The 23,143-nt window shown below is 72.0% G+C and carries 23 protein-coding genes; 8 read left to right on the forward strand and 15 right to left on the reverse strand.

Features of this window, described 5'->3' with window-relative positions:
- Positions 1–202: 202 nt before the first annotated feature.
- Entirely contained in the window at positions 203–502 is a 300-nt protein-coding gene (locus ABD832_RS36330) for a hypothetical protein (protein ID WP_344905245.1), read from the reverse strand.
- 162 nt (positions 503–664) lie between these two features.
- Between ABD832_RS36330 and ABD832_RS36335 the strand changes: the two genes are divergently transcribed.
- The 3 genes from ABD832_RS36335 (at position 665) to ABD832_RS36345 (ending at position 2,954) form a co-directional block, all read left to right on the forward strand.
- Positions 665–1,315 carry a CGNR zinc finger domain-containing protein gene (locus ABD832_RS36335; RefSeq protein WP_344905248.1) on the forward strand — a complete coding sequence of 217 codons (651 nt, stop codon included), beginning with the start codon at positions 665–667 and terminating at the stop codon, positions 1,313–1,315.
- 132 nt (positions 1,316–1,447) lie between these two features.
- Positions 1,448–2,059, forward strand: coding sequence for a GNAT family N-acetyltransferase (locus ABD832_RS36340; RefSeq protein WP_344905251.1), 612 nt, complete (start codon positions 1,448–1,450; stop codon positions 2,057–2,059).
- Positions 2,060–2,084: 25 nt separating this feature from the next.
- Complete coding sequence (locus tag ABD832_RS36345; protein ID WP_344905254.1) at positions 2,085–2,954, forward strand: 1,4-dihydroxy-2-naphthoate polyprenyltransferase; 870 nt, start codon at positions 2,085–2,087, stop codon at positions 2,952–2,954.
- Positions 2,955–3,009: 55 nt separating this feature from the next.
- On the opposite strand, the gene ABD832_RS36350 is transcribed toward ABD832_RS36345, so the two are convergent.
- Positions 3,010–3,516, reverse strand: a complete 507-nt coding sequence (locus ABD832_RS36350; protein WP_344905257.1) for a GNAT family N-acetyltransferase — start codon at positions 3,514–3,516, stop codon at positions 3,010–3,012.
- A 408-nt stretch (positions 3,517–3,924) separates the two neighbouring features.
- On the opposite strand from ABD832_RS36350, the gene ABD832_RS36355 reads away from it, so the two are divergent.
- The gene (locus ABD832_RS36355; RefSeq protein ID WP_344905259.1) at positions 3,925–6,267 is read left to right on the forward strand and encodes a M20/M25/M40 family metallo-hydrolase; all 2,343 of its coding nucleotides are present in this window, start codon (positions 3,925–3,927) and stop codon (positions 6,265–6,267) included.
- A gap of 45 nt (positions 6,268–6,312) precedes the next feature.
- Here the strand turns inward: ABD832_RS36355 and dapB are convergent, their stop codons facing one another.
- The 13 genes from dapB to rimP all read right to left on the reverse strand — a co-directional run bounded on the left by dapB (position 6,313) and on the right by rimP (position 20,952).
- Positions 6,313–7,050: a 4-hydroxy-tetrahydrodipicolinate reductase gene (gene dapB / locus ABD832_RS36360; protein ID WP_344905262.1), complete on the reverse strand. Its 738-nt coding sequence runs from the start codon at positions 7,048–7,050 to the stop codon at positions 6,313–6,315.
- Between the two features lie 215 nt (positions 7,051–7,265).
- On the reverse strand, positions 7,266–8,579 hold the full coding sequence (locus tag ABD832_RS36365) for a M16 family metallopeptidase (protein ID WP_344905444.1): 1,314 nt from the start codon (positions 8,577–8,579) through the stop codon (positions 7,266–7,268).
- Positions 8,579–10,981, reverse strand: coding sequence for a polyribonucleotide nucleotidyltransferase (locus tag ABD832_RS36370; RefSeq protein ID WP_344905265.1), 2,403 nt, complete (start codon positions 10,979–10,981; stop codon positions 8,579–8,581). The genes ABD832_RS36365 and ABD832_RS36370 overlap by 1 nt, the downstream gene beginning before the upstream one ends.
- A 320-nt stretch (positions 10,982–11,301) precedes the next feature.
- Positions 11,302–11,571: a 30S ribosomal protein S15 gene (gene rpsO, locus ABD832_RS36375; RefSeq protein WP_344905268.1), complete on the reverse strand. Its 270-nt coding sequence runs from the start codon at positions 11,569–11,571 to the stop codon at positions 11,302–11,304.
- A 216-nt stretch (positions 11,572–11,787) separates the two neighbouring features.
- A complete protein-coding gene (locus ABD832_RS36380; RefSeq protein WP_344905271.1) occupies positions 11,788–12,741 on the reverse strand; it encodes a bifunctional riboflavin kinase/FAD synthetase in 954 nt (317 codons plus the stop codon).
- A gap of 135 nt (positions 12,742–12,876) precedes the next feature.
- Positions 12,877–13,782: a tRNA pseudouridine(55) synthase TruB gene (gene truB, locus ABD832_RS36385; RefSeq protein WP_344905273.1), complete on the reverse strand. Its 906-nt coding sequence runs from the start codon at positions 13,780–13,782 to the stop codon at positions 12,877–12,879.
- Positions 13,783–13,813: 31 nt separating this feature from the next.
- On the reverse strand, positions 13,814–14,812 hold the full coding sequence (locus ABD832_RS36390) for a DHH family phosphoesterase (RefSeq protein ID WP_344905276.1): 999 nt from the start codon (positions 14,810–14,812) through the stop codon (positions 13,814–13,816).
- Positions 14,809–15,336 (reverse strand): 30S ribosome-binding factor RbfA, encoded by a 528-nt coding sequence (gene rbfA, locus ABD832_RS36395; RefSeq protein WP_344905280.1) that lies wholly within the window; start codon positions 15,334–15,336, stop codon positions 14,809–14,811. Before rbfA ends, ABD832_RS36390 begins: the two co-directional genes overlap by 4 nt.
- 69 nt (positions 15,337–15,405) lie before the next feature.
- Positions 15,406–15,705 (reverse strand): DUF503 domain-containing protein, encoded by a 300-nt coding sequence (locus tag ABD832_RS36400; protein WP_344905283.1) that lies wholly within the window; start codon positions 15,703–15,705, stop codon positions 15,406–15,408.
- Positions 15,706–15,820: 115 nt separating this feature from the next.
- On the reverse strand, positions 15,821–19,000 hold the full coding sequence (gene infB / locus ABD832_RS36405; RefSeq protein WP_344905285.1) for a translation initiation factor IF-2: 3,180 nt from the start codon (positions 18,998–19,000) through the stop codon (positions 15,821–15,823).
- Positions 19,001–19,157: 157 nt separating this feature from the next.
- Positions 19,158–19,448: a YlxR family protein gene (locus ABD832_RS36410; protein WP_344905288.1), complete on the reverse strand. Its 291-nt coding sequence runs from the start codon at positions 19,446–19,448 to the stop codon at positions 19,158–19,160.
- The gene (gene nusA / locus ABD832_RS36415) at positions 19,432–20,439 is read right to left on the reverse strand and encodes a transcription termination factor NusA (protein ID WP_344905290.1); all 1,008 of its coding nucleotides are present in this window, start codon (positions 20,437–20,439) and stop codon (positions 19,432–19,434) included. Before nusA ends, ABD832_RS36410 begins: the two co-directional genes overlap by 17 nt.
- A 12-nt stretch (positions 20,440–20,451) precedes the next feature.
- Positions 20,452–20,952, reverse strand: coding sequence for a ribosome maturation factor RimP (gene rimP / locus ABD832_RS36420; protein WP_344905293.1), 501 nt, complete (start codon positions 20,950–20,952; stop codon positions 20,452–20,454).
- Positions 20,953–21,166: 214 nt separating this feature from the next.
- On the opposite strand from rimP, the gene ABD832_RS36425 reads away from it, so the two are divergent.
- The 4 genes from ABD832_RS36425 to ABD832_RS36440 all read left to right on the forward strand — a co-directional run bounded on the left by ABD832_RS36425 (position 21,167) and on the right by ABD832_RS36440 (position 22,925).
- Complete coding sequence (locus ABD832_RS36425) at positions 21,167–21,682, forward strand: hypothetical protein (protein WP_344905296.1); 516 nt, start codon at positions 21,167–21,169, stop codon at positions 21,680–21,682.
- Between the two features lie 40 nt (positions 21,683–21,722).
- A complete protein-coding gene (locus tag ABD832_RS36430; protein ID WP_344905298.1) occupies positions 21,723–22,370 on the forward strand; it encodes a ferritin-like domain-containing protein in 648 nt (215 codons plus the stop codon).
- Between the two features lie 83 nt (positions 22,371–22,453).
- Entirely contained in the window at positions 22,454–22,648 is a 195-nt protein-coding gene (locus ABD832_RS36435; protein ID WP_344905301.1) for a DUF4236 domain-containing protein, read from the forward strand.
- Between the two features lie 70 nt (positions 22,649–22,718).
- Positions 22,719–22,925: a DUF4236 domain-containing protein gene (locus ABD832_RS36440; protein ID WP_344905303.1), complete on the forward strand. Its 207-nt coding sequence runs from the start codon at positions 22,719–22,721 to the stop codon at positions 22,923–22,925.
- Positions 22,926–23,143: the final 218 nt, after the last annotated feature.

The following is a 23,143-nucleotide window of genomic DNA, read 5'->3' on the forward strand; positions in this document are numbered from 1 at the left end:
ACGGACGAACCACCGACGAACCACCGACGGACCACCGACGAACCGCGGACGAGCCGCGGGTGATGCCCGGACGGCCCGGGGATCGATGCCCGCCCCCGAAGGCATCGGGGTCCCCGGGAACGCGCCTTCCGACACACCCCGAAGAAACAGCCCATGAGGAACGGCTCAGCGGCAAGAGGCAGAAGACTCACGGGGAAACAGCTCAGGAGGCGGCGAAGACCTCGTGGTGGGTGACAACGAGCTCTCGCTCGACCAGGAAGCGGTCGTCCTCGTCGTAGAAGACGGCGCGCGACGGGTCCTCACCGGCGAAAGCGCGGATCGCCTCCCAGGACTCCCAGAGCGAGGTCAGCAGGAACTCGCTCCTGCCCCCCACGTCGCGGCGGGTGAAGCACACCCCGCGGTTGCCCGCGGTGGAGGTGTACCCCACGTAGCCGGTGGCCAGCAGGTACTTCTCATAGGCGGCGGCGTCCTCGGCGCGCGTCCAGCCCCTCCACGTCCTCATGATCATTTTTTCTCCTCCGGTACGACTCCTGCCTGCGGCTCTCCCTGAAGGCGACATAGGCCAGGTACCACATGCGGATCTCCCATCATGAAACCGGCTATCACGTTATGACGGTGTTGTCGTGAACACAACCCCCTAATGGCATACAGTGGTTGTGAAGAGGTGAGCGACGACATGGACAATCCCTCCGGCCTGGTGATCGACTTCGTGAACACGTACGACGTCGAGACCGGCACCGAGTCGATCCCCTCCCCGGACGCCCTCACCGCCTGGCTCGACCGGCGCGGCCTGATCGGGCCCGGGGACGCGGCCGGCGGAACGGATCTGGCACGGGCCGTCGAGCTCCGCGAGGGCCTGCGCGAGGCGCTCCGCCACAACCACGACCGCCCCTCGGCCCGGGACCTTCCCCCCGCCCCCGACAGCGACGCCGGCACCACCCACGACGCCGACGCGGGAGAGACCCCTGCCGGAACCGGTCACGACGCCGGCGGCCCGCCCCCCGGGTTCCCGCTCCGGTTCGCCGGGCTCCCGCTCCAGGTCGTGCTCGGCCCGGCCGGGCCGGTGCTCGAACCGGTCGAGACCGGGGTGCCCGGCGGGCTCGCCCGGATCGTCGCCGCCGTGATGGACACCCACGCCGCCGGCATGTGGCCACGCCTGAAGGTCTGCACCGAGAGCACCTGCCAGTGGGCGTTCGTCGACTCCTCCAAGAACCGTTCCCGGTCATGGTGTTCCATGAAGGTCTGCGGCAACCGTACGAAGACACGGGCATATCGGGCTCGTCGGCAGACGGAGCCGGGTTCACGTCATCTCTGAGTCGGATTCCCCGATACGGTGTAAGAGCCTGCCTCACGGATCCACCCGCCTGATGCCCGCTCGCGTGGCACGAGATCTGCGAGACAGCGCGTTCCGAGGCGACGGCAGACGGCAGATAAGGAGCGGGCCGAGATGGCAGACGTAGGCGTGCGGGCGGCTCGGCACGAGGATGTCGCCGCGGTGACGGGCACCCAGATCCGCGCCTGGAAGTACGGCTACCGGGAGTTCCTTCCCGAAGGACCGCTGGAGCAGATGACGAGCCCGGCGGCCGAGAACATGTGGCGGCAGCAGTGGGAGGACGCGATCACCTCCCCGCCCAGCTCCCGGCACCGCGTGCTGGTGGCCGTGGAGCAGGTCGTCCTGGACACCGACGCCTTTCCCGCCCTCGGCCCCGGCGGCATCGAGGCCATGGCGGCGATGCGGGGCGCCGAGAAGGTCGCGGGCCTGGCCTCGCACGCCCCCGCCGAGGATCCCGACCTCGACCCGACCATCGCCGGTGAGATGCTCACCTTCCTGATCGACCCCGACCACGTCCGGCGCGGGCACGGCAGCCGGTTGCTCAACGCCACGGTCGACTACCTGCGTGACGACGGCTACCACACCATCGTGACCTGGGTCTTCGCCGACAACCACGCGGTCCTGGGCTTCCTGGAGTCCGCCGGGTGGGGCGCCGACGGCGCGGAGCGGGTCATCGACATGGGCCGTACGGTGCGGATGATCCGCCTGGCGACCGACATCAGCTAGAACCGGAGAGGAACGCCGTACCCCCATGGCCACCCCGAGCCAGTGGATCGCCGGAGCACGCCCGCGCACCCTTCCCGCCGCCGTCGTCCCGGTCGCCGTCGGCACCGGGGTCGCCGTCGGGTACGACGGCGGGGTGTGGTGGCGGGCGCTGGTGGCCCTGTTCGTGGCGCTGGCCCTGCAGGTGGGCGTCAACTACGCCAACGACCACAGCGACGGGGTACGCGGCACCGACGCCGAACGGGTCGGCCCGATGCGGCTGGTCGGCTCGGGCGCGGCGTCCGCCCGGCAGGTCCTGGTCGCGGCGCTGCTCTGCTTCCTGGCCGCCGCGGTGGCCGGGCTGGCGCTGGTCGTGGCGACCGGCGCGTGGTGGTTGCTGCTGGTCGGCGCGGCCTCGATCGCCGCCGCCTGGTTCTACACCGGCGGCTCGCGCCCGTACGGGTACCGCGCGCTCGGCGAGATCTCGGTGTTCGTGTTCTTCGGGCTGGTGGCCGTGGCGGGCACCACCTACGTGCAGCTCGAACGCCTGCCCTGGCTCGCGGTGGCCGCGGCCGTCCCGGTGGGTCTGCTGGCCTGCGCGATGCTGGTGGTCAACAACCTGCGCGACCTGGTGACCGACGGCCCGGTGGGCAAGCGCACCATGGCCGTGGTCCTCGGCGACCGGCGCACCCGCGTCCTGTACACCCTCTGCCTGGTGCTGCCCCTGGTGATCGCGGTCGCCCTGGTGCCGTGGCGGCCGTTCGCCGCGCTGGCCCTGCTCGCCGCCCCCCTCGCCCTCGCCCCGGTGCGGGACGTCCGCGCGGGCGCGGTCGGCCCGGCGCTCATCACGACGCTCCAGCAGACCGGCCGCTTCCAGCTCGTGTACGGCCTGTTGCTGACCGTCGGCCTGGCCCTCTGACAGGCCGGGGAGCTCCCCGGCCGCGCGCCCGACGGCCCGGTGCGGGAGGGACGGCTCACACCGTGCGGCGCATCACCACGCGGGGGGCGACCTCGATGCCCAGCTCCCGCTCGTGGCGTACCAGCTCCGCCAGCTCCGGCCCCCAGTGCCCGGCGTCCAGCACCGAGAAGCCGCGCCGGGCGTACCAGGGGGCGTTCCAGGGCACGTCGCGGTAGGTCGTCAGCGTCACCGCGGTGTGGCCGGTCGCCGCGGCGTGGGTGCACAGGGCCTCCACCAGGCGTCCCCCGGCTCCCCTGCGCCCGTGGTCGGGGTGGACGGCCAGCTGGTCCAGGTGGACCTGCCCGTCGACCGTCCCGAACAGGGCGAACCCGATCGGGGGTTCGCCCGCGACGAGCACCCGGGAGGGGTCGCCGGCCCCCTCGATCATCGTGCTTCCGGGCGGGAAGGTGATCCCGACCCGGGCGAAGAGGCCGTCGGCCGCGAGCTCCACCGCGACCAGCCCGGCCAGCTCCTCCCGCCGCGCCCAGCGGACCTCGGACGTCGAGGGTCGAGTACCTGTCATGAGCCGAAGGATAGCCCCGCGTACCGGCCGGATCCCACAGGTTTCCGGGCGCGCGGCGCGGCGCTCGCCGGGATCCCACGGGTCGTCCGAGGACGCGCGGCGCGGGTCTCGCCGGGACCCTCCGGGACGGGCATGATGAGGGGACCCGGAAGCACCGGCCGTACCCCCCGAACGCCACGCCGTCCCCTCCGCGACCTCGGTCCCGACGATCCGGCCGAGGTCTTTCCCTCCCTTCCGTCCGGTTCCTCCGTTGAAGCCCTCTTTTCTGGCAACGAAGACCACCTCAGATCGTGATTCACACGCATATGAAGATCTTTTGCGGCAATTCATGTGACGGCCCCTCCTTGTAGTCGTCTCCGGCGCCGCCGGCAATGAGGTGCGGGATGTGAGAGCACGGGAGCAACGGCGATGATGACGATCGGAAAGAGAACCCCGCCCGCGGAAGAGGACGTCCCCGCCTTAGCGGGCCGGCGGTCCCTGGTCGCCGGGCTCGTGGCCCTGGGAGTGCTGCTCCTGGTCTCCGCCTGGACGGTCGTGGACCTTAACCCCCCCTCGGCGAGCCCGTCCGACGCCCCGGCGCGGACCTTCAGCGCCCAGCGGGCCTTCTCCCACATCGAGCGCTTCGCGACCAGGCCGCACCCGGTCGGCACGGCCGAGCACGCGCGGGTGCGCGACTACCTCGTCGGCGAGCTACGGCGGATGGGCCTGCAACCCCAGGTGCACGAGGCCACGGGCATGGCGCCGCGGACGCTGGAGACCCCGTCCGTCATCGCCGGCCGCGTCTTCAACATCGTGGCCGTCATCCCCGGCACCGCCCCCACCGGACGGGTCTTCGTGACGGCGCACTACGACTCGGTCCCGCAGGGGCCTGGCGCCAACGACGACGGATCCGGTACTGCGAGCGCGCTGGAGACGGCCCGCGCGCTGATCGCCGACGGGACCCGGCCGCGCAACGACGTCGTGCTCCTCATCACCGACGCCGAGGAGGTCGGGCTCCTGGGCGCGGAGGCGTTCGTCGCCGGGCACCCGCTCGCCAAGGGCCGGAGCGTGGTGATCAACAACGAGGCGCGCGGGGCGAAGGGTCCCGTCCTGATGTTCCGGACCACCAGGCCCAACTCCGGCCTCATCTCGCTCTTCGGATCGGCGGCCCCCCACCCGGTGGCCGACTCGGCCTTCGCCGAGCTCATGGAGATCCTGCCGAACGACACCGACTTCACCGCCTTCAAACCGGCCGGGATGTCGGTGTTCGACTCCGCCTACGCCAACGAGGGCACCTACTACCACAGCGTCCTCGACGACCCGGCCCACGTCGACCTGCCGACGCTGCAGCAGATGGGGGACAACACGCTGGCGCTCGCGCGGGCGTTCGGCCAGGCCGACCTGACGCGGCTGCAGACCGGGCAGGAGCTGGTCTACTTCAACGTCCCCCCCGACGTCCTGGTCCGCTACCCGGCCTGGGCGGCGTCCGTGGTGGGCGGTCTCGCCCTCGTGGCGACGGTGGCGCTGGTCCTGCTGGCCCGCCGCCGGGGCGTGGTCACGCTGCGCAGGACGCTGCTGGCGTCCGTGTCGGCCCTGCTCCCGCTCACGCTCGGCGTGGGCGCGGGCATCGTGTTCTGGGACGCGCTCGTGACGATCCGGCCCGAGCTCAGCGGGACCGCGACCACGACGCCGTACCGTCCCGAGGCGTTCTGGCTGGCCGTGTTCGCGATCGCGTCCACGGCCCTGCTGGTCTGGTACGTGCCGCTACGCCGCCGGCTCGGCCCGTCCGCGCTCGCGCTGGGCATGCTGGTCTGGCCCGCCCTGCTGGGTGCCGCCCTGGGCGTGCTGTCGCCGGGATCGTCGCACGTGCTGACCTGGCCCGTCCTGGGGGCCGCGCTGGGCGCCCTGACCGCCCTGTACCTTCCCCCGCGGTGGCGCGTCGTGGCCCTGACCGCCGGTCTGCTCCCGGCCGCGCTCATCCTGGCGCCGGGCGCGTGGACCGCCCTGTCGATGGGACTGTCGTACGCGGGCTACGCCGTCATGCCGCAGGCGATCCTGTTCGGCGGTCTCGTCCTGCCGCTGGCCGAGATGATCTGGCCGCGCCGGCGTGCCCCGCTGGTCCCGCTGGCGGCGCTGGTCGTCTCGGTCGCCCTGGTGGGCGTGGGCCTGCAGCTCGAAAGGGTCGACAAGGACCACCCCAGGAAGACCAACCTGGGCTACGGGCTGGACGCCGACACCGGCAAGGCCGTCTGGGTGACCTCCACCTCACCCGACCGGTGGGCCCGCCGGTACGGCGGCGTGGCCACGGGCGCGCGGCCGTTCCCCGAGGTGTGGGAGACACCGGAGCTCATCGCCCCCGCGAAGGCCGCCCCGCTGCCGGCCCCTTCGCTGAAGGTGATCGAGGACACGACCGGGGCGGGGGTGCGGACCGTGCGCGTGCTGATCCGCTCCGAGCGCGGGGCCGCTCTGATCGGGTTGCGCGTGGCCGGTGACACGGCGAAGCCGCGCTCGCTGACCGTGGCGGGCCGTACCGTGCCGGAGGGCTCGTCGAGGGACCTGGGGGCGGGCTTCGTCTTCCACGCGCCCGGATCGCAGGGCGTCGAGGCGTCCCTGACCTTCGCCGCCGGAAAGGGGCCGATCCGGCTGCGGGTGACGGACGTCAGCTCGCTCCCCGGGGACATGGCCGGCCTTCCCGGGTACGTCCCGCCGCCACAGGAGCTGTTCCTCACCGACTCCAGGATCGCCGTCGCCAAGACCCACACCGTCCCCTGAGCGTGCGGGTCCCCGCCCCGGCGGGCGGGGACCCGCACGGCGCGCCTACAGGTCGAGGAGGTGCTCCAGGCCGACGGTGAGGCCGGGGAGCTCGCGGACGCGGCGCACGCCCAGGAGCACGCCCGGGGTGAACGACGAGCGGTTCATGGTGTCGTGGCGGATGGTGAGGATCTCGCCGTCGCCGCCCAGGATCACCTCCTGGTGGGCGATGAGCCCGGCCAGCCGCACCGCGTGCACGCGGACCCCGTCCACGTCGGCGCCGCGGGCCCCGTCCAGCTCGGTGCTGGTCGCGTCGGGCATCGGCGCCGAGCCTGCCTTGCGCCGGGCCTCGGCGACCAGTTCGGCCGTGCGGCGGGCGGTGCCGGAGGGTGCGTCGGCCTTGTTCGGGTGGTGCAGCTCGACGATCTCCGCGGACTCGAAGTAGCGGGCGGCCTGCTGGGCGAAGTGCATCATGAGCACGGCCGCGATGCCGAAGTTCGGGGCGATCAGCGCGTTGACCCCGGGGTGGGCGTCCAGCCAGCCCCGCACGGTCGCCAGCCGGCCGGCGTCGAAGCCGGTGGTGCCGACCACCGGGTGGACGCCGTGCGAGATGCACCATTCGAGGTTGTCCATGACGACGTCGGGGTGGGTGAAGTCGACCACCACCTCGGCACCCTCCAGGCGCTCGATCGGGTCGCCCTGGTCGACGGCCGCGACCAGCTCCAGATCGCCCGCCGCCTCGACGGCCTTGCACACTTCGACACCGACGCGCCCGCGGGCGCCGAGAACTCCGACCCTGATCACCGGGCCAATATACCGAAGGGCCCCGGACGGCGAACGGCCCGCGGCGGGGGCGAGCGCGACGGCACCCGGCAGGCCCCGGCCACCGCGAGAGAACCCCGGACGGCGGCCCGAGGCCGAGGCGCCGAAGGACCGGCCGGTCCGCCCACCGGGAAGGCTCCCGGACGGCGGACGGCCCCGGCGCGGGAGCGCCGGGGCCGCCTCATGGGGAACGAACCTCAGCCGGTCAGGACCGCGCCGAAGTCCTTGTCCTCGTCGTACGGGCCGATGACCGCGAGGGTCATCGGGCGGGTGAGCACGTCCTGGGCGACCTCGGTGAGCTGCTCCGGGGTCACCGCGTCGATCCTGGCGAGCAGGTCGTCGACCGACAGGAGCTCGTCGAAGACCAGCTCCCCCTTGCCGATCCTGGACATCCGGGAACCGGTGTCCTCCAGGCCGAGCACCAGGCCGCCGCGCATCTGGCCCTTGCCGCGGACGATCTCCTCCTCGGTGATGCCGTCGGCGAGCACCCGCTGCACCTCCTCGCGGCAGATCTTCAGCACGTCGTCGATCTTGGACGGCAGGCAGCCGACGTAGATGCCGAACTGGCCGGTGTCGGCCAGGGAGGAGGTGTAGGAGTAGGTCGAGTAGGCCAGGCCCCTCTTCTCCCTGATCTCCTGGAACAGGCGCGAGGACATGCCGCCGCCCAGGGCCGCGTTGAGCACGCCGAGCGCGAACCGGCGCTCGTCGGTGCGGGTCAGCGCGGTCGTGCCGAGGACCAGGTTGGCCTGCTCGGTCTGCCGGTGCACCACCCGCGTGCCCGACCGGCTCTCGACGCCGGGCCCGGTCAGCCTCGGCGGCACCGGCGAGGCCTCCCCGCCCAGGGCCCCGGCCCGCTCGTAGGCCGCCGCGACCAGGGCGACGACCCGCTCGTGGTCGACGTTCCCGGCCACCGACACCACCGTGTGGGTGGGCAGGTAGTAGCGCCGGTAGTACTCGGCGATCCGGTCCCGGGTGACCGCGGTGATGGACTCCACGGTGCCCAGGATGGGCCGGCCGACGGGCGTGTCGCCGTACAGCTCGGCGGAGAACTGCTCGTGCACCACGTCGGAGGGGTCGTCGTCGTGCATGGCGATCTCCTCCAGGATCACGCCACGCTCGGCCTCGACGTCCTCGGGGGTGATGATCGAGGAGGTCACCACGTCGGCGAGCACGTCGATCGCCACCCGCAGGTCCTCGTCGAGGACCCGCGCGTAGTAGCAGGTGTACTCCTTGGCGGTGAAGGCGTTGATCTCACCGCCGATCCCCTCGATGGCCGCGGAGATCTCCAGCGCGTCCCTGGTGGGCGTGCCCTTGAACAGCAGGTGCTCGAGGAAGTGGGAGGACCCCATGTGCTGGGGGGACTCGTCTCTCGATCCGATGCCGACCCACATGCCGACCGCGACGGAACGCACGGTCGGCATGGACTCGGTCACCACCCGCAGCCCACCGGGGAGGACGGTGCGCTTCACGACCCCGGCGCCGTCCCTGCCGGGGTGCAGAGTGGTGGTGATCACGAGTTGCGGTCTTCCCCTCCGCCGCCACCGTTGCGGTTGCCGCCACCGCCACCACTGCCACTGCTGCTGCGGGTACGGGTGCGGCGCGGCCGCTCCTCGCGGGGCCGGTCGTCACGCGACCGCTCCTCGCGGGGCGGGCGGCTCTCGCCGGACGCCTCGGCCGCGGGGGCCGCCGCCGGGGAGTCGTCGTCGCCGGAGTCGTCGTCGGTGTCGGCACCGGCCGTCGACTCCTTCTCGATGACCTCGACGGGCACCAGGGAGAGCTTGCCGCGCGCGTCGATCTCGGCGATCTCCACCTGGACCTTCTCGCCGACGTTCATGACGTCCTCGACGTTCTCGATGCGCTTGCCGCCGTGCAGCTTGCGGATCTGGGAGACGTGCAGGAGGCCGTCCTTGCCCGGCATGAGGGAGATGAAGGCACCGAAGGCGGCGATCTTGACGACCGTGCCCAGGTAGCGCTCGCCGACCTCCGGCATGTGCGGGTTCGCGATGGCGTTGATCGCCGACCTGGCCGCCTCGGCGGACGGGCCGTCGGTGGCACCGATGTAGATGGTGCCGTCGTCCTCCAGGGTGATCTCGGCGCCGGTGTCGTCCTGGATCTGGTTGATCATCTTGCCCTTCGGGCCGATGACCTCTCCGATCTTGTCCACCGGGATCTTGATCGTGATGATGCGCGGGGCCGTCGCGTTCATCTCCGCCGGGGAGTCGATGGCCTCCTGCATCACGTCGATGATCGCCAGCCGGGCGCCCTTGGCCTGCCTCAGCGCGGCCGAGAGCACCGAGGCGGGGATGCCGTCCAGCTTGGTGTCGAGCTGGAGCGCGGTGATGACGTCCTTGGTGCCGGCGACCTTGAAGTCCATGTCGCCCATGGCGTCCTCGGCACCGAGGATGTCGGTCAGTGTGACGTACTGGTCGCCCTCGTTGATCAGGCCCATCGCGATGCCCGCGACGATGCCCTTGAGCGGGACGCCCGCGTCCAGCAGCGACATCGTCGAGGCGCAGACCGAGCCCATCGAGGTCGAGCCGTTGGAGCTCAGCGCCTCGGAGACCTGGCGGATCGCGTACGGGAACTCCTCGCGCAGCGGCAGCACCGGCAGCAGCGCCCGCTCGGCGAGCGCGCCGTGGCCGATCTCGCGGCGCTTGGGCGAGCCCACCCGGCCGGTCTCACCGGTGGAGTACGGCGGGAAGTTGTAGTTGTGCATGTAGCGCTTGGTGCGCTCCGGGTTGAGCGTGTCGATCATCTGCTCCATCCGGAGCATGTTGAGCGTGGTGATGCCCAGGATCTGGGTCTCGCCGCGCTCGAACAGGGCCGAGCCGTGCACCCGGGGGACGATGTGGACCTCGGCGCTGAGCTGCCGGATGTCCTTGACGCCGCGGCCGTCGATGCGGACGCCCTCGGAGATGACCCGCTCGCGCATGAGCTTCTTGGTCAGCGACCGGAACGCCGCGGCGAGCTCCTTCTCGCGGCCCTCGAAGTCGGAGCCGGCCTTCTCCAGCAGCAGCGTCCTGACCCGGTCGATCTCGGTCTCGCGCTCCTGCTTGCCGGCGATGGTCAGCGCGGCGGCGAGCTCGCTCCTGACCGCGCCGTTCACGGCCTCCAGGGCGTCGTCCTGGTAGTCGAGGAAGAGCGGGTACTCGGCGGTCTCCTTGGCGGCGACCTTGGCGATCTTGGCCTGCGCCTCGCAGAGCACCTTGATGAACGGCTTGGCGGCCTCCAGGCCCTGGGCCACGGTCTCCTCGGTGGGGGCGACCGCGCCCTCGGCGACGAGCTTGAGCGTGTCGCGGGTGGACTCGGCCTCGACCATCATGATCGCGACGTCGCCGTCGTCCAGGACGCGGCCCGCCACCACCATGTCGAAGGTGGCGCTGCCCAGCTCGGTGTTGGTCGGGAAGGCGACCCACTGGCCCTCGATCAGGGCGACGCGCACGCCGCCGATCGGGCCGGAGAACGGCAGGCCCGCGAGCTGGGTGGACAGCGACGCGGCGTTGATCGCCACGACGTCGTACAGGTGCTCGGGGTGGAGCGCCATGACGGTGGCGACCACCTGGATCTCGTTGCGCAGGCCCTTGACGAACGAGGGACGCAACGGGCGGTCGATCAGGCGGCAGGTGAGGATGGCGTCCTCGGAGGGACGGCCCTCACGCCGGAAGAACGAGCCCGGGATGCGGCCCGCGGCGTACATCCGCTCCTCGACGTCCACCGTGAGGGGGAAGAAGTCGAGGTTCTCGCGGGGATTCTTGGACGCGGTGGTCGCGGACAGGACCATCGTGTCGTCGTCGAGGTAGACGACGGCGGAACCCGCCGCCTGGCGCGCGAGCCGCCCGGTCTCGAACCGGATGGTACGCGTGCCGAATGAGCCGTTGTCGATGACGGCTTCGCTGCTGTGGACACCCTCCACGGGGGACCTCCTTGGGATCGGTCGCCCGCGTCCGGCCAGACGCACGTGTCGCGCCTGGTTCGTCGTGTTGCCGGCTCCCCGTAGGTGCAGCGCCGGTCTTCGATCGAAGCGCCCGGTTCCGTATGGCTTCGCGCCATGATGACCGGGGGCCACTACCGAGGACCGGCCCTCCGACGCCGTGGGGCGCGCTTGCTTGCGGACGCGGGGCACTTTCTCGGCTATTCAGTTTGCTCACCGGGCCGGTGTCTTTCCTGCGCGACGCGCCGACGAACGGACCCGATGAGAGGGGGGAGCGGCGTGGACGCCGCTCCCCCGTCAGGCTATCGGCGCAGGCCGAGACGCTCGATGAGCGAACGGTAGCGCTGGATGTCCTTGCTCTGCAGGTACTTCAGCAGCCGGCGGCGGCGGCCGACGAGCAGCAGCAGGCCACGGCGGCTGTGGTGGTCGTGCTTGTGCACCTTCAGGTGCTCGGTGAGCTCGCTAATGCGCTTGCTCAGCAGCGCGATCTGCACCTCGGGGGAACCGGTGTCGGTCTCACCCTTGGCGTAGTCACCGATGATCTGCTTCTTTGCGGCGGTGTCGAGCGACACTTTTCTCCTTGAACCTCTGCGGGCACGCGCGATTTCCGGCTCCCCGAACGACCGTGCGTGCCTACAGTCGCCGTGGCGAGATCAGCGCCGGGGTGGCCATACCACCGGTCACAGAGCTGACATGCCAGGTTACCACCGGTTCCGATGCCCTCGCACATCCCGGCCGGGCCGGGCGGGAAGGGGGAGACGGCGGGGGACGAAAGGGAGGGGCCGGGTTCAGCTCGTCAGGTCCCGGACCCTCTCCACGTCGGCGTGGATCTGCTCGACGAGGGCCTCGATCGAGTCGAACCTGGTGTTGCCGCGCAGCCTGGGGCCGAAGTCCACGGCCATGTGCGCGCCGTAGAGATCCAGGTCGTCGCGGTCGAGCGCGTACGCCTCCACGGTGCGCGGCACGCCCTCGAAGGTCGGGTTGGTGCCCACCGAGATCGCCGCGGGCCAGCGCTCGCCGCCGTAGGCGGCCGGCAGGTTGCCGGTCGAGACGCCCTGCAGCCAGCCCGCGTAGACGCCGTCGGCCGGGATCGCGGTGAACTCCGGCGACTCCAGGTTGGCCGTGGGGAAGCCCAGCTGCCGGCCGCGCTGGTAGCCGCGGACGACCACCCCCTCGACCCGGTGGGGACGGCCGAGCGTCAGGGTGACCGCCTCCATGTCACCGGAGGCGATCTGCTCGCGGATCAGCGTGGAGGAGATCGTCTCCCCGTCGCTGACCAGCGGGACCCCCTCGGCCACGAAGTCGTACTTCTCGCCGAGGGTGCGCAGCGTCTCCACGTCGCCGGAGGCGTTGTGGCCGAAGCGGAAGTTCTCCCCCACCACGACCCCGGCCGCGTGCAGCCGGTCCACCAGCACGGTCTGGACGAACTCGTCCGGGGTCATCTGGGAGAACTCCAGCGTGAACGGCAGGACGCAGACCGCGTCCACGCCCAGCGCGGTGAGGAGCTCGGTGCGGTGCCTGGCCGTGGTGAGCCGCGGGGGGTGCGTGCCCGGCCGCACCACCTCCTCGGGGTGCGGGTCGAAGGTCACCACCACCGAGGGCAGCCCCAGATCGGCGGCCATCGCGACGGCACGCGCCACCATCTGCTGATGCCCGCGGTGCACGCCGTCGAAGACGCCGATCGTGATGACGGACCTGCCCCAGTCTTCGGGCACGTCGTCCAATCCGTGCCAGCCTCGCACCGCAGCCTCTTCCCCTTGTAGTTTCCCCGTGTAGCGGATCGACCCCTAAAGCCTGCCATGCTCACGGACCTCCTCCCCAATCGGGGAGGTCCTTGGCACCCGCGAACCCCGTCCCCACCGGGCCGGGACGGGACGTCACGGCACGAAGACCGCCAGCGACCTGGAGATCCCGCCGCGCTCCTCCGCCAGCGCCACCAGCGTGCCGTCGGGGGCGAAGACCCCGATCGGGCCCTGGCCCAGGCCCAGCGCGGGCAGCCTGCCGCCGTGCGCGATCGAGGCCGCCTCCTCGGCGGTCACGTCCCGGCGCGGGAAGGCCGCGGCGACCGCGTCGGCCATCGGCAGGATCACGCACTCGGCGGCGAGCCGCTCCAGGGTGCGGGCCGCCGGCAGGGCGTAGGGCCCCACCCGGGTACGGCGCAGCGCGGTCAGGTGGCCGCCGACCCCCAGTGCGGCCCCCAGGTCGCGGGCGAGCGCGCGGATGTAGGTGCCGCTGGAGCAGGAGACCGAGGCGTCGACGTCGACGAGGTCCCCGTGCCGGCGGATCGCGGTGATCTCGAACTCCGAGACGGTCACCGGCCGGGCGACGAGGGCGACCTCCTCCCCCGCCCGGGCCCGCTTGTAGGCCCGCTCGCCGTTCACCTTGATCGCGCTGACCTGCGGCGGGGTCTGCATGATCGGGCCGGTCAGGGCGGCGACACCCTTGCGGAGATCGGCCTCGTCGACCCCCGCGGCCGAGGCCGTGGCGACGGTCTCGCCCTCGGCGTCGTCGGTGTTGGTGGACTCGCCCAACCGGATGGTGGCGTCGTAGCCCTTCTCGGTGAGGGCGAGGTGGCCGAGCAGCCGGGTCGCCTTCTCCACGCCGACCACCAGCACCCCGGTGGCCATCGGGTCCAGGGTTCCGGCGTGGCCGACCTTGCGGGTGCCCGCGATGCCGCGGAGCTTGGCCACGACGTCGTGGGAGGTCCAGCCCGCGGGCTTGTCGACGATGATCAGCCCGCTCGGCGGGGGGGTGCGCTTGGCGCGAGCCGTGCTCGTGCTCATGGGAATCCTTAACAGGCGTGCCGACAGGGGTCTACAGCTGGGCCCGCAGGCCCGCGATCGTCTCCTCGACGGGCAGGTGGGAGGTGAAACCCGCGGCCTTGGCGTGCCCGCCGCCACCGAGCGCGGCGCAGACGCGCGAGACGTCGACCCCGCCCTTGGAGCGGGTGGAGACCTGCCAGGCGCCGTCGTCGTCCTCCTTGAGGATCGCGCTGACGTCGGCCGCGTCGGTGCGCCGGACCACGTCGATGATCCCCTCCAGCTCGTCGTACGACAGCCCGTGGGCCTCCCGGTCGGCCCGGGTGACGAACGTCCAGACCAGGCCGCCGCCCACCTCGGGCTCCAGCCTGGCGCGCTCCAGGGCCAGGCCGAGCACCCCCAGGTAACCGAACGGGGAACGGTCCCACACCTCGCGGGCGATCCGCTCGGGGTCGACGCCGGTGGCCAGCAGCCGGGCGGCCATGGCGTGCGCCTCGGGGGTGGTGGAGGAGTGCCGGAACGAGCCGGTGTCGGTGACGAGCCCGACGTACAGGCAGGTCGCGATGTCCCGCGACAGCGGCAGGCCGAGGCGGTGGATCAGTTCCTCGGCGAGCATCGCGGTGGCCGCGGCGCCGGGGTCGACCAGGTTGAGCGTGCCGAAGCCGGTGTTGGAGGGGTGGTGGTCGAGCACGATCAACCGGCCCGCCCTGGCGGTGCCGGCCGCCAGCGTGCCGAGGCGCTCGACGCTGGGGACGTCGAAGGTGATCATCACCTCGGGGGCGGCCGGGTAGCGCGCGGGGTCGACCAGCAGGTCCTGGCCGGGCAGGAAGCGCAGCAGCCTCGGCACGCTGAAGCGCCGGTCGCCGAAGGAGGCGACGACCCGCTTGCCGGCGGCGCGCAGCGCGAGCCCCACGGCCAGCGTGGAGCCGAGCGCGTCGCCGTCGGGCGAGATGTGGCAGGCGAGCGCGATCTCGTCGGCGGACGAGACGATCTCGACGGCCCGGTCCCAGTCGCGGCCGGACACCGGGCCGTCGTCGTGCGGGTGGTGCGTCACGTCGCGGAGTGTCCCGCGCGCTCGGAGGGCCCGGCGACATCGGCGGCGTCGGGGACGCCGGTGGCGTCGTCGTCGGCGCCGTCGAGGTCGTCGTCCTCGCCGTCCCTGTCCTCGGGCTTGCGGTAGGGGTCGGCGTCCCCGGCGTGCCGGGCGCCCTCGGCCCGCTTGGCGATCTCCACGTCCCTGGCCTTGGCCTCGGCGAGCAGGTCCTCCAGGTGGCGGGCGCTGTCGGGGAGCGGGTCATGGGTGAACGTCAGCGTCGGCGTGTGGCGCAGCCCGGTCTGGCGGCCCACCTCCGAGCGGATGAGCCCCTTGGCGCTCTCCAGCGCCGCGGCGGAGTCCGCCCGCTCGGCCTCGGAGCCGAAAACGGTGTAGAACACCGTGGCGTCGCTCAGGTCGTTGGTGATCCGCGTGTCGGTCACGGTCACGAACCCCAGCCTGGGGTCCTTGATCCGCCGCTCCAGCATCTCCGCGACGACCTGCTGGATCCGATCGGCGATCTTACGCGCGCGTGCGGCGTCCATAGCTCCCCCCTTCTCACGGGGAGACCGGGGCGAGGGGGATGCCCTCTCGCCGGCCGGCCGTCCCCGTATCTAGTCCTCGTCCTCGTTGTAGAGCCGGTGCCGGGCGGACAGCAGCTCGATCTCCGGATGAAAGGCGATCAGCCGCTCACAGTCGTCCAGCACGGCGCCGGCGTTGGCGGCGGTGGAGGAGACGACCGCGATCCCGATCTCGGTGCGGCGGTGCAGGTCGAGATGACCGGTCTCCGCGACGGCCACACCCGGGAACCGCCGTTGCACCTCGGCGACGATGGGACGTACCACCGAGCGCTTCTGCTTCAGCGAGTGGACGTCGCCGAGCAGGATGTCCAATGTCAGGGCACCTACGTACATGGTTGCTCACCGCCACGATCACCGTCGTGCCGCCGGGGGCGGGGGCCGCCCGCCGGTCGCGGACCCTTCTCGGGTCCGTGACCGGCCGGGCGGCCTTCCCGCCGTACCGATGGCATCAGGCGCGCGGCTTCTCCCGCATCTCGAAGGTCTCGATGACGTCATCGATCTTGATGTCGCTGTAGCCGACACCGATACCGCACTCGAACCCTTCGCGGACCTCGGTCGCGTCGTCCTTGAAACGGCGCAGCGAGGAGACGGTGAGGTTGTCGGAGATGACGACCCCGCCGCGGATGATCCGGGCCTTGCTGTTGCGGACGATGGTGCCCGAACGGACCAGCGAACCGGCGACGTTGCCGATCTTCGGCACCTTGAAGACCTCGCGGACCTCGGCGGTGCCCATCTGGACCTCTTCGAACTCCGGCTTGAGCATGCCCTTCAGGGCCGCCTCGATCTCCTCGATCGCCTGGTAGATGACCGAGTAGTACCGGATGTCGACGCCCTCGCGCTCGGCCAGGTCGCGCGCCCTGACCTCGGGGCGCACGTTGAAGCCGATGATGACGGCGTTGTCGTCGGCGACCGCCAGGTTGACGTCGTACTCGGTGATCGCACCGACGGCGCGGTGGAGCACCCGCAGGCGCACCTCGTCGCCGACGTCGATCTTGAGCAGCGCGTCCTCCAGGGCCTCCACGGAACCGGAGACGTCACCCTTGATGATGAGCTTGAGCTCGTCGATCTGGCCCTTCTCCATCTCGCTGAAGAGCTCTTCGAGGGTGCGGCGGCGGCCGGAGCGGGCCATGTCCGCGATGCGCTTGCGCGCGGCGCGCTGCTGGGCGATCTGACGCGCCATCCGGTCGTCGGTGACGACGATGAAGTTGTCACCGGCTCCCGGCACCGCGGTCAGGCCCAGGACCATCACCGGACGGGACGGGTCGGCCTCCAGGATCGCCTCGCCCTTGTCGTCGAGCATCGCCCGGACGCGGCCGAAGGCCTCGCCACAGACGATCGAGTCGCCGACGCGGAGCGTGCCGCGCTGGACCAGGACGGTCGCGACCGGGCCGCGGCCCTTGTCCAGGTGCGCCTCGATCGCGACGCCCTGGGCGTCCATCGTGGCGTTGGCCCGCAGGTCGAGCTCGGCGTCCGCGGTGAGCAGGATGGCCTCGAGCAGGTTCTCGATGCCGGTCCCGTTCTTGGCGGAGATGTCGACGAACATCGTGGTGCCGCCGTACTCCTCGGCGACGAGGCCGTACTCGGTGAGCTGGGCACGGACCTTGCCCGGGTCGGCGCCCTCCTTGTCCACCTTGTTGACCGCGACGACGATCGGCACGTCGGCCGCCTGGGCGTGGTTGAGCGCCTCGACGGTCTGCGGCTTCACGCCGTCGTCGGCCGCGACGACCAGGACGGCGATGTCGGTCACCTTGGCACCGCGGGCACGCATGGCGGTGAACGCCTCGTGGCCCGGGGTGTCGATGAAGGTGATCTTGCGGTCCTCACCCTCGTGCTCGGTGCCGATCTGGTAGGCACCGATGTGCTGGGTGATGCCACCGGCCTCCCGCGCCACCTCGTTGGTGTTGCGGATGGCGTCGAGCAGCTTGGTCTTGCCGTGGTCGACGTGACCCATGACGGTCACCACCGGCGGGCGCGCGACCAGGTCGGACTCGTCGCCCTCGTCCTCGCCGAACTCGATGTCGAAGGTCTCCAGCAGCTCGCGGTCCTCCTCCTCGGGGCTGACCACGAGGAGGTTGTAGTCGAGCTCGGCGGCGAGGAGCTGCAGCGTCTCCTCGTTGACCGACTGGGTCGCGGTCACCATCTCGCCCAGGTGCAGCATGATCTGCACCAGGGAGGCCGGGATCGCGCCGATCTTGTCGGCGAAGTCCGACAGCGAGGCGCCGCGCGACAGGCGGATCGTCTGCCCGTTGCCGCGGGGAGCCTGCACGCCACCGATCGCCGGGGCCTGCATGTTGTCGAACTCCTGGCGCCTCTGACGCTTGGACTTGCGACCGCGGGTCGGGCGTCCTCCCGGACGGCCGAACGCTCCCGCGGTGCCTCCACCGCGGCCACGGCCACCGCCACCGGGACGACCGGCGAAACCGCCGCCACCGCCACCGGGACCACCGGTTCCAGTGCCGGGACGGCCTGCGCCGCCACCGCCGCCCGGACGGCCGGCGAAACCGCCGCCACCGCCACCGGGACGACCGCCACCGCCGCCGGGACGGCCTGCGCCGCCACCGGGACGACCGGCACCCGCACCGCCGCCGGGACGGCCTGCGCCGCCACCGCCGCCGGGACCGGCGGGCCGGCCCTGGGGCATCATCATCGGGCTGGGACGCGGCCCACCCGGACGCGGGCCACCGGGACCACCGGAGCCGCCACCGGGACGCGGGCCGCCCGCACCGGGACCCGGACGCGGGCCACCGGTTCCGGGCGGGCCGGAACGGGCGCCGGGCGGACGGGGACCGGCGTTGTCGCGGTCCTGGCGAGGACCGCGGTCCTCACGGGGACCGGGACGCGGGCCCCTGTCGCCGGGGCCGCCGTCACGGCCGGGACCCCCGGGACCACCGGGGCCGCCCGGACGCGGCGGACGGGCCTGGCCCATGCCGCTGGCGTTGGACGAGAACGGGTTGTTACCGGGACGCGGGCCACGCGGGCCCGGACGCGGACCCGGCTTGGGGCCGGGACCCGCACCGGGAGCACCGGCACCGGGCCTGGGACCCGACGGCGCCCCACCGGGACCACCGGTGGGACGACCCTCCGGACGAGCCTCGGGGCGCGCGGCCGGACCGGGACGCGGAGCGGGCCGAGGGCCCGGCTTGGGACCGGGGCCGGAGGCCGCCGGACGGCCGGGCTCGGCACGGGGCGCCTCGAAACGCGGCGCCTGCACCTGCGGAGGCTGCTGCCTCGGCGGCGCGGGCGGAGCCGGAGGCTGCTGGGCCTCGGGCACGACCGGCGGCGCCTGCTGCGGCGCGGGCGCCGCGGGACGGGCCGGCGCCGGGCCAGGACGGGGACCCGGCCTGGGTGCCGGTCCCGGCTTGGGGATGGATGTCGACGCCGAAGGGGCGCCGTTGGGCTGGCCGTCACCCGGCCGAGGAGCCGCCTGAGGCGGCCTGGGGCCTCTGCCCCTGTCGGACGATCCCTTGCTGGGACCGCCCAGAGCTTCCGTGAGCCTGCGGACCACCGGCGCTTCGATGGTCGAGGACGCCGAACGCACGAACTCGCCCATCTCCTGGAGCTTGGCCATCACGACCTTGCTCTCCACACCGAACTCCTTGGCGAGCTCGTATACCCGGACCTTCGCCACTGCACTCCCTTGTCTCGGCCCGGGAGGCGGTGCCGCCGGACCGTCGTTACGTTGACGTACTCATCGCCGCATGCTCATCAGGCGCTCATAGCTATCTGACCAGCCCATCAAATCGGCGTTCTACATGACAGTCGGTAACCATCTCACCCGCATCCTTTCAGCCTGCTTGCCCTTCCAGGTGGCCGCGCAGCCGCGACAGGTCGAGCGGGACCGCGACGCGAAACGCGCGCGGAAACGCTCGGCGACGCTCTGCGAGTTCGAGACAGCTCAGGGTTGGATGCAGTGAAGCACCACGCCCCTGGAGCCGTCGTCGCAGGTCAGGGACGATAACGCCCTCGACCACCACCAGGCGGAGCAGCTCGGAGGAAACCGTGCGAACCCGGCACCCCACACACGTTCTCAGTGGGGCAGCCTGGCCACCATATTCCAGCTTACCGTGTGGACGCATCTGCGGAACCGGCCGCGTCCCCCGGCTGGGTGTCGGGACGGATGTCGATGCGCCAGCCGGTGAGGCGGGCGGCCAGCCGGGCGTTCTGCCCTTCCTTGCCGATGGCCAGGGAGAGCTGGTAGTCCGGCACGGTCACGCGCGCGGCGCGGCCGTCGAAGTCGATCACCTCTACATGGGTAACACGAGCCGGAGAAAGCGCATTCCCCACGAATTCCGCGGGATCCTCCGACCAGTCGATGATGTCGATCTTCTCGCCGTGCAACTCCGTCATCACGTTCCGTACCCGTGAGCCCATCGGGCCGATGCAGGCGCCCTTGGCGTTCACCCCGGGCCGCCGGGACCGGACCGCGAGCTTGGTGCGGTGGCCGGCCTCGCGCGCCACGGCCGCGATCTCGACGGTGCCGTCGGCGATCTCGGGCACCTCCAGCGCGAACAGCTTCTTCACCAGGCCCGGATGGGTGCGCGACAGGGTGACCGAGGGGCCCTTGTGGCCCTTCTTGACCTGCACCACGTAGCAGCGCAGCCGGTCGCCGTGCACGTACTCCTCGCCTGGGACCTGCTCGCTGTGCGGCAGCACGGCCTCGATCTTGCCCAGGTCGACCAGGACCACCCTGGGGTCCTTGCCCTGCTGGATGACCCCGGCCACCAGCTCGCCCTCGCGGCTGGCGAACTCGCCGAAGTTGATCTCGTCCTCGGCGTCGCGCAGCTGCTGCAGGATGACCTGCTTGGCGGTGGTCGCGGCGATGCGGCTGAAGTTGCCCGGGGTGTCGTCGAACTCCCTGAGCACCTCCCCGCTCTCGCCGTCGAGCTCGGCGGCGAAGATGGTCACGTGCCCGGACTTGCGGTCGAGCTCGGCCCGCGCCTTGGCGGCCGCGCCTTCGCTCCGGAAATACGCGATCAGCAGCGCGTCCTCGATCGCCTTGACGACCAGGTCGAAGGAGATGTCCTTCTCCCGCTCCAGGCTGCGCAGGACGCTCATGTCGATGTCCACGAGGCTTCCCCCTTAGCCCTCGTCGCCGTCTTCGCCGTCGTCTTCGGCGTCGTCGAGCCGGCGGAATTCCACCTGAACCCGTCCTCGGGTCAGGTCTTCATAGTCGATGCGGCGCGGTGCGCCGCCGACGTCCAGCTCCACGCCGGTCTCGTCGGTGGCGACGATCCGGCCCTCCGCCACGGTGCCGTCCTTCAGGTCGGCCTTGACCAGCCGCTTCACCGCGCGGCGCCAGTGGCGCGGCTCGGTGAGGGGGCGGTCGACCCCCGGAGAGGAGACCTCCAGCACGTACGGGGTGGCCCCCATCGCGTCGTCGGCGTCCAGCGCCGCGGAGACCGCGAGGCTGACCTCCGCGACGTCGTCGAGGCTGACGCCTCCGTCACGGTCGACGACGACGCGCAGCAGCCGCCGCTTGCCCGCCGGGGTGACCGTGACGTCCTCCAGGTCGAGCCCTTCGGCTTCGGCGACAGGTTCCAGAAGCTTCATCAGGCGGTCGCGGGATGTGGCGCTGCCCATGCCGACCTCCCATTGTCACGATCTCAGCCGGGCGGACCTCGCCCATGCGATTAACCAGCCTATCCACACCAGGGCGTAGAAACAGCGCCACTCGGTGTGGCGCAGCCGCCCGAGAAGCGAGGTGAGTGCCATTATTCCAATCTCCCGGCTGCCCGTACGATGCTAGGTGCCTCAGCCGCCGACACAGAAGCCGACAGAGAACCGGAGGTCGTCCGTGCGTTCCGTCTCCCGGCGCGTCCTGCTGCGGGGCGGCGCCCTGGGGGTGACCGTCGCGGTGACGGCGGGATGCGCGGCCGAGAAGGCCGCGGGGCCCGCGACCGGGAGGCCGGTGCCGCCCGATCCCGAGACGGTGCTGCTGCGGGAGCTGATCGCGGGCAAGGAACGGGCCGTGGCGCTGTACGCCTCGGCCGCCTCGGAGCGGCTGACGCCCTTCCGGCAGCGGCACGAGGCCCACCTGGCCGAGCTCCGCCGCCGCCTGCCACCCGCCGACCGGACGCCCCCGGCCGCTCCCTCCGCCGCCGCGTCGCCGCCGGGGGCGTCGCCCACGCCGTCCGGCGGCCCCGCCCGGGGCGGCAGGGCCTCGCTGCGGTCCCTGCGCGACTTGGAGCGCAAAGCCGCGGCCTCACGGGTCCGGCAGATCGCCGGGGCCTCGCCCCCGCTGGCCCAGCTGATCGCCTCCATGGGCGCCTGCGAGGCCGCGCACGCCGTGGCCCTGCCGAGGTCGCTGTGAGCGCGCCCCGCGGAGTGACCCGGAGTGACGGGAGGACGTCGTGAGGGCCGGTGCGTCCGGGACCGGCGCGTCCGGGGCGGGCGAGTCCGGGGCGGGCGCGGCGCGGCGGGCCGAGCGGGGGCTGGAGGCCGCCCTGGCGGCCGAGTACGCCGCCGTGTACGCCTACGGGGTCATCGCGGCCAGGACCACCGGCGGCCTGCGCGCCGCGACGACCGCGGCCTACAACGCCCACCGCGCCCGGCGTGACCGCCTCCGCTCCATGATCGTCGCCGCGGGGGGCACGCCCGCCGAGCCGAACGCGGCCTACGAGCTCCCGGTCACCCCCTCCACCGCGGCCCAGGCGGTGGAGCTGGCCGTGCTGGTCGAGCGGGGCGTGACCGGCGCCTACCTGGAGCTGGCGGCCTCCGCGGACACGGCCCTGCGCACGATGGCGGCGCTGGCCATGCAGGAGTGCGCCACCCGGTCCTACAGCCTCCGCCCGGAGATCGACGCGTTCCCCGGCATGCCGTCCGGACCCGGAGGCGCGTCCCCGTCGTCCCCGGTGCCCTCCGCACCCCCGGCGCCCCCTCCTGACCCCGTGGCGGCCCTCGCCCCTCCGATCAGCCGCCTTTCCGGAAAAAGCATGATTTCCGGTGACGGAGAGAAAGGCGCTGGTCAGCGCGGAGCGAAAGGGAGAACCGGCCCGTGACGGTCGCCGCGACGGCTTCCGGTCACGTTTGACCGGGGAATACCGGGTAGCTCAATCGTCGCGAACACGTCGAGGAGGAAACAATGGGCTGGGGATACCGAAAATCCATGAAGTTCGGTCCGTTCCGTCTTAACCTTTCGCGGAGTGGAGTGGGACACAGCGTCGGAGGCCGCGGTTTCCGGGTCACCAAGACGGCCGACGGACGGCGCACGCTCACCGTCAACCTGCCCGGCGGCTTCCACTGGCGCAAGACGCTGAGCGGCGGTTCCAAGCGCTGATCCGTCCTTGCGGGAACCCACGGCGGACGCGGGTCGTTCTCCTTACAGATCACGAGATCGAGGGGGAACAATGGGCTGGGGTTACAGGAAGTCGATCAAAGTCGGTCCCTTCCGGATCGACCTGTCCCCGCGAGGGGTGGGGCAGAGTTTCGGCAACCGCAGATTCCACGTCACGAGAACCCCTGACGGTCGCAAGTACGTGACCGTCAACCTGCCGGGCGGGTTCCACGTGGGCAAGACGATCGGTGGCCGTTCCCGCCATCACCACCATTACTGACGGGCCCGCGAACACCGCGGCCGGGCACGACAACGACCGCCCGGTACGCGAACGGGTCCGGCACACGAACGATTCGGCGCACCGACGCCGAAGGGGCGGCTCCCCGCGCGGGGAGCCGCCCCTTCGGCGTTCATATGCCGGATTTCCGGCCGCGGTCACGACGGGCCCGGGGCACACGGCCGGGCACGCGACCGGGCACGGGGGCGTGCCCACGCCCG

The sequence above is a fragment of the Streptosporangium longisporum genome (assembly GCF_039534895.1).
In the GTDB taxonomy this organism is placed as follows: domain Bacteria; phylum Actinomycetota; class Actinomycetes; order Streptosporangiales; family Streptosporangiaceae; genus Streptosporangium; species Streptosporangium longisporum.

What these genes read in the sequence shown, in the direction of transcription:
- ABD832_RS36330 (WP_344905245.1), bottom strand. Translation starts at nt 502, where the DNA reads ATGAGGACGTGGAGGGGCTGGACGCGCGCCGAGGACGCCGCCGCCTAT.
- ABD832_RS36340 (WP_344905251.1), top strand. Translation starts at nt 1,448, where the DNA reads ATGGCAGACGTAGGCGTGCGGGCGGCTCGGCACGAGGATGTCGCCGCG.
- ABD832_RS36345 (WP_344905254.1), top strand. Translation starts at nt 2,085, where the DNA reads ATGGCCACCCCGAGCCAGTGGATCGCCGGAGCACGCCCGCGCACCCTT.
- ABD832_RS36350 (WP_344905257.1), bottom strand. Translation starts at nt 3,516, where the DNA reads ATGACAGGTACTCGACCCTCGACGTCCGAGGTCCGCTGGGCGCGGCGG.
- ABD832_RS36355 (WP_344905259.1), top strand. Translation starts at nt 3,925, where the DNA reads ATGATGACGATCGGAAAGAGAACCCCGCCCGCGGAAGAGGACGTCCCC.
- truB (WP_344905273.1), bottom strand. Translation starts at nt 13,782, where the DNA reads ATGAGCACGAGCACGGCTCGCGCCAAGCGCACCCCCCCGCCGAGCGGG.
- rbfA (WP_344905280.1), bottom strand. Translation starts at nt 15,336, where the DNA reads ATGGACGCCGCACGCGCGCGTAAGATCGCCGATCGGATCCAGCAGGTC.
- ABD832_RS36400 (WP_344905283.1), bottom strand. Translation starts at nt 15,705, where the DNA reads ATGTACGTAGGTGCCCTGACATTGGACATCCTGCTCGGCGACGTCCAC.
- ABD832_RS36410 (WP_344905288.1), bottom strand. Translation starts at nt 19,448, where the DNA reads ATGCGTCCACACGGTAAGCTGGAATATGGTGGCCAGGCTGCCCCACTG.
- rimP (WP_344905293.1), bottom strand. Translation starts at nt 20,952, where the DNA reads ATGGGCAGCGCCACATCCCGCGACCGCCTGATGAAGCTTCTGGAACCT.
- ABD832_RS36435 (WP_344905301.1), top strand. Translation starts at nt 22,454, where the DNA reads ATGGGCTGGGGATACCGAAAATCCATGAAGTTCGGTCCGTTCCGTCTT.
- ABD832_RS36440 (WP_344905303.1), top strand. Translation starts at nt 22,719, where the DNA reads ATGGGCTGGGGTTACAGGAAGTCGATCAAAGTCGGTCCCTTCCGGATC.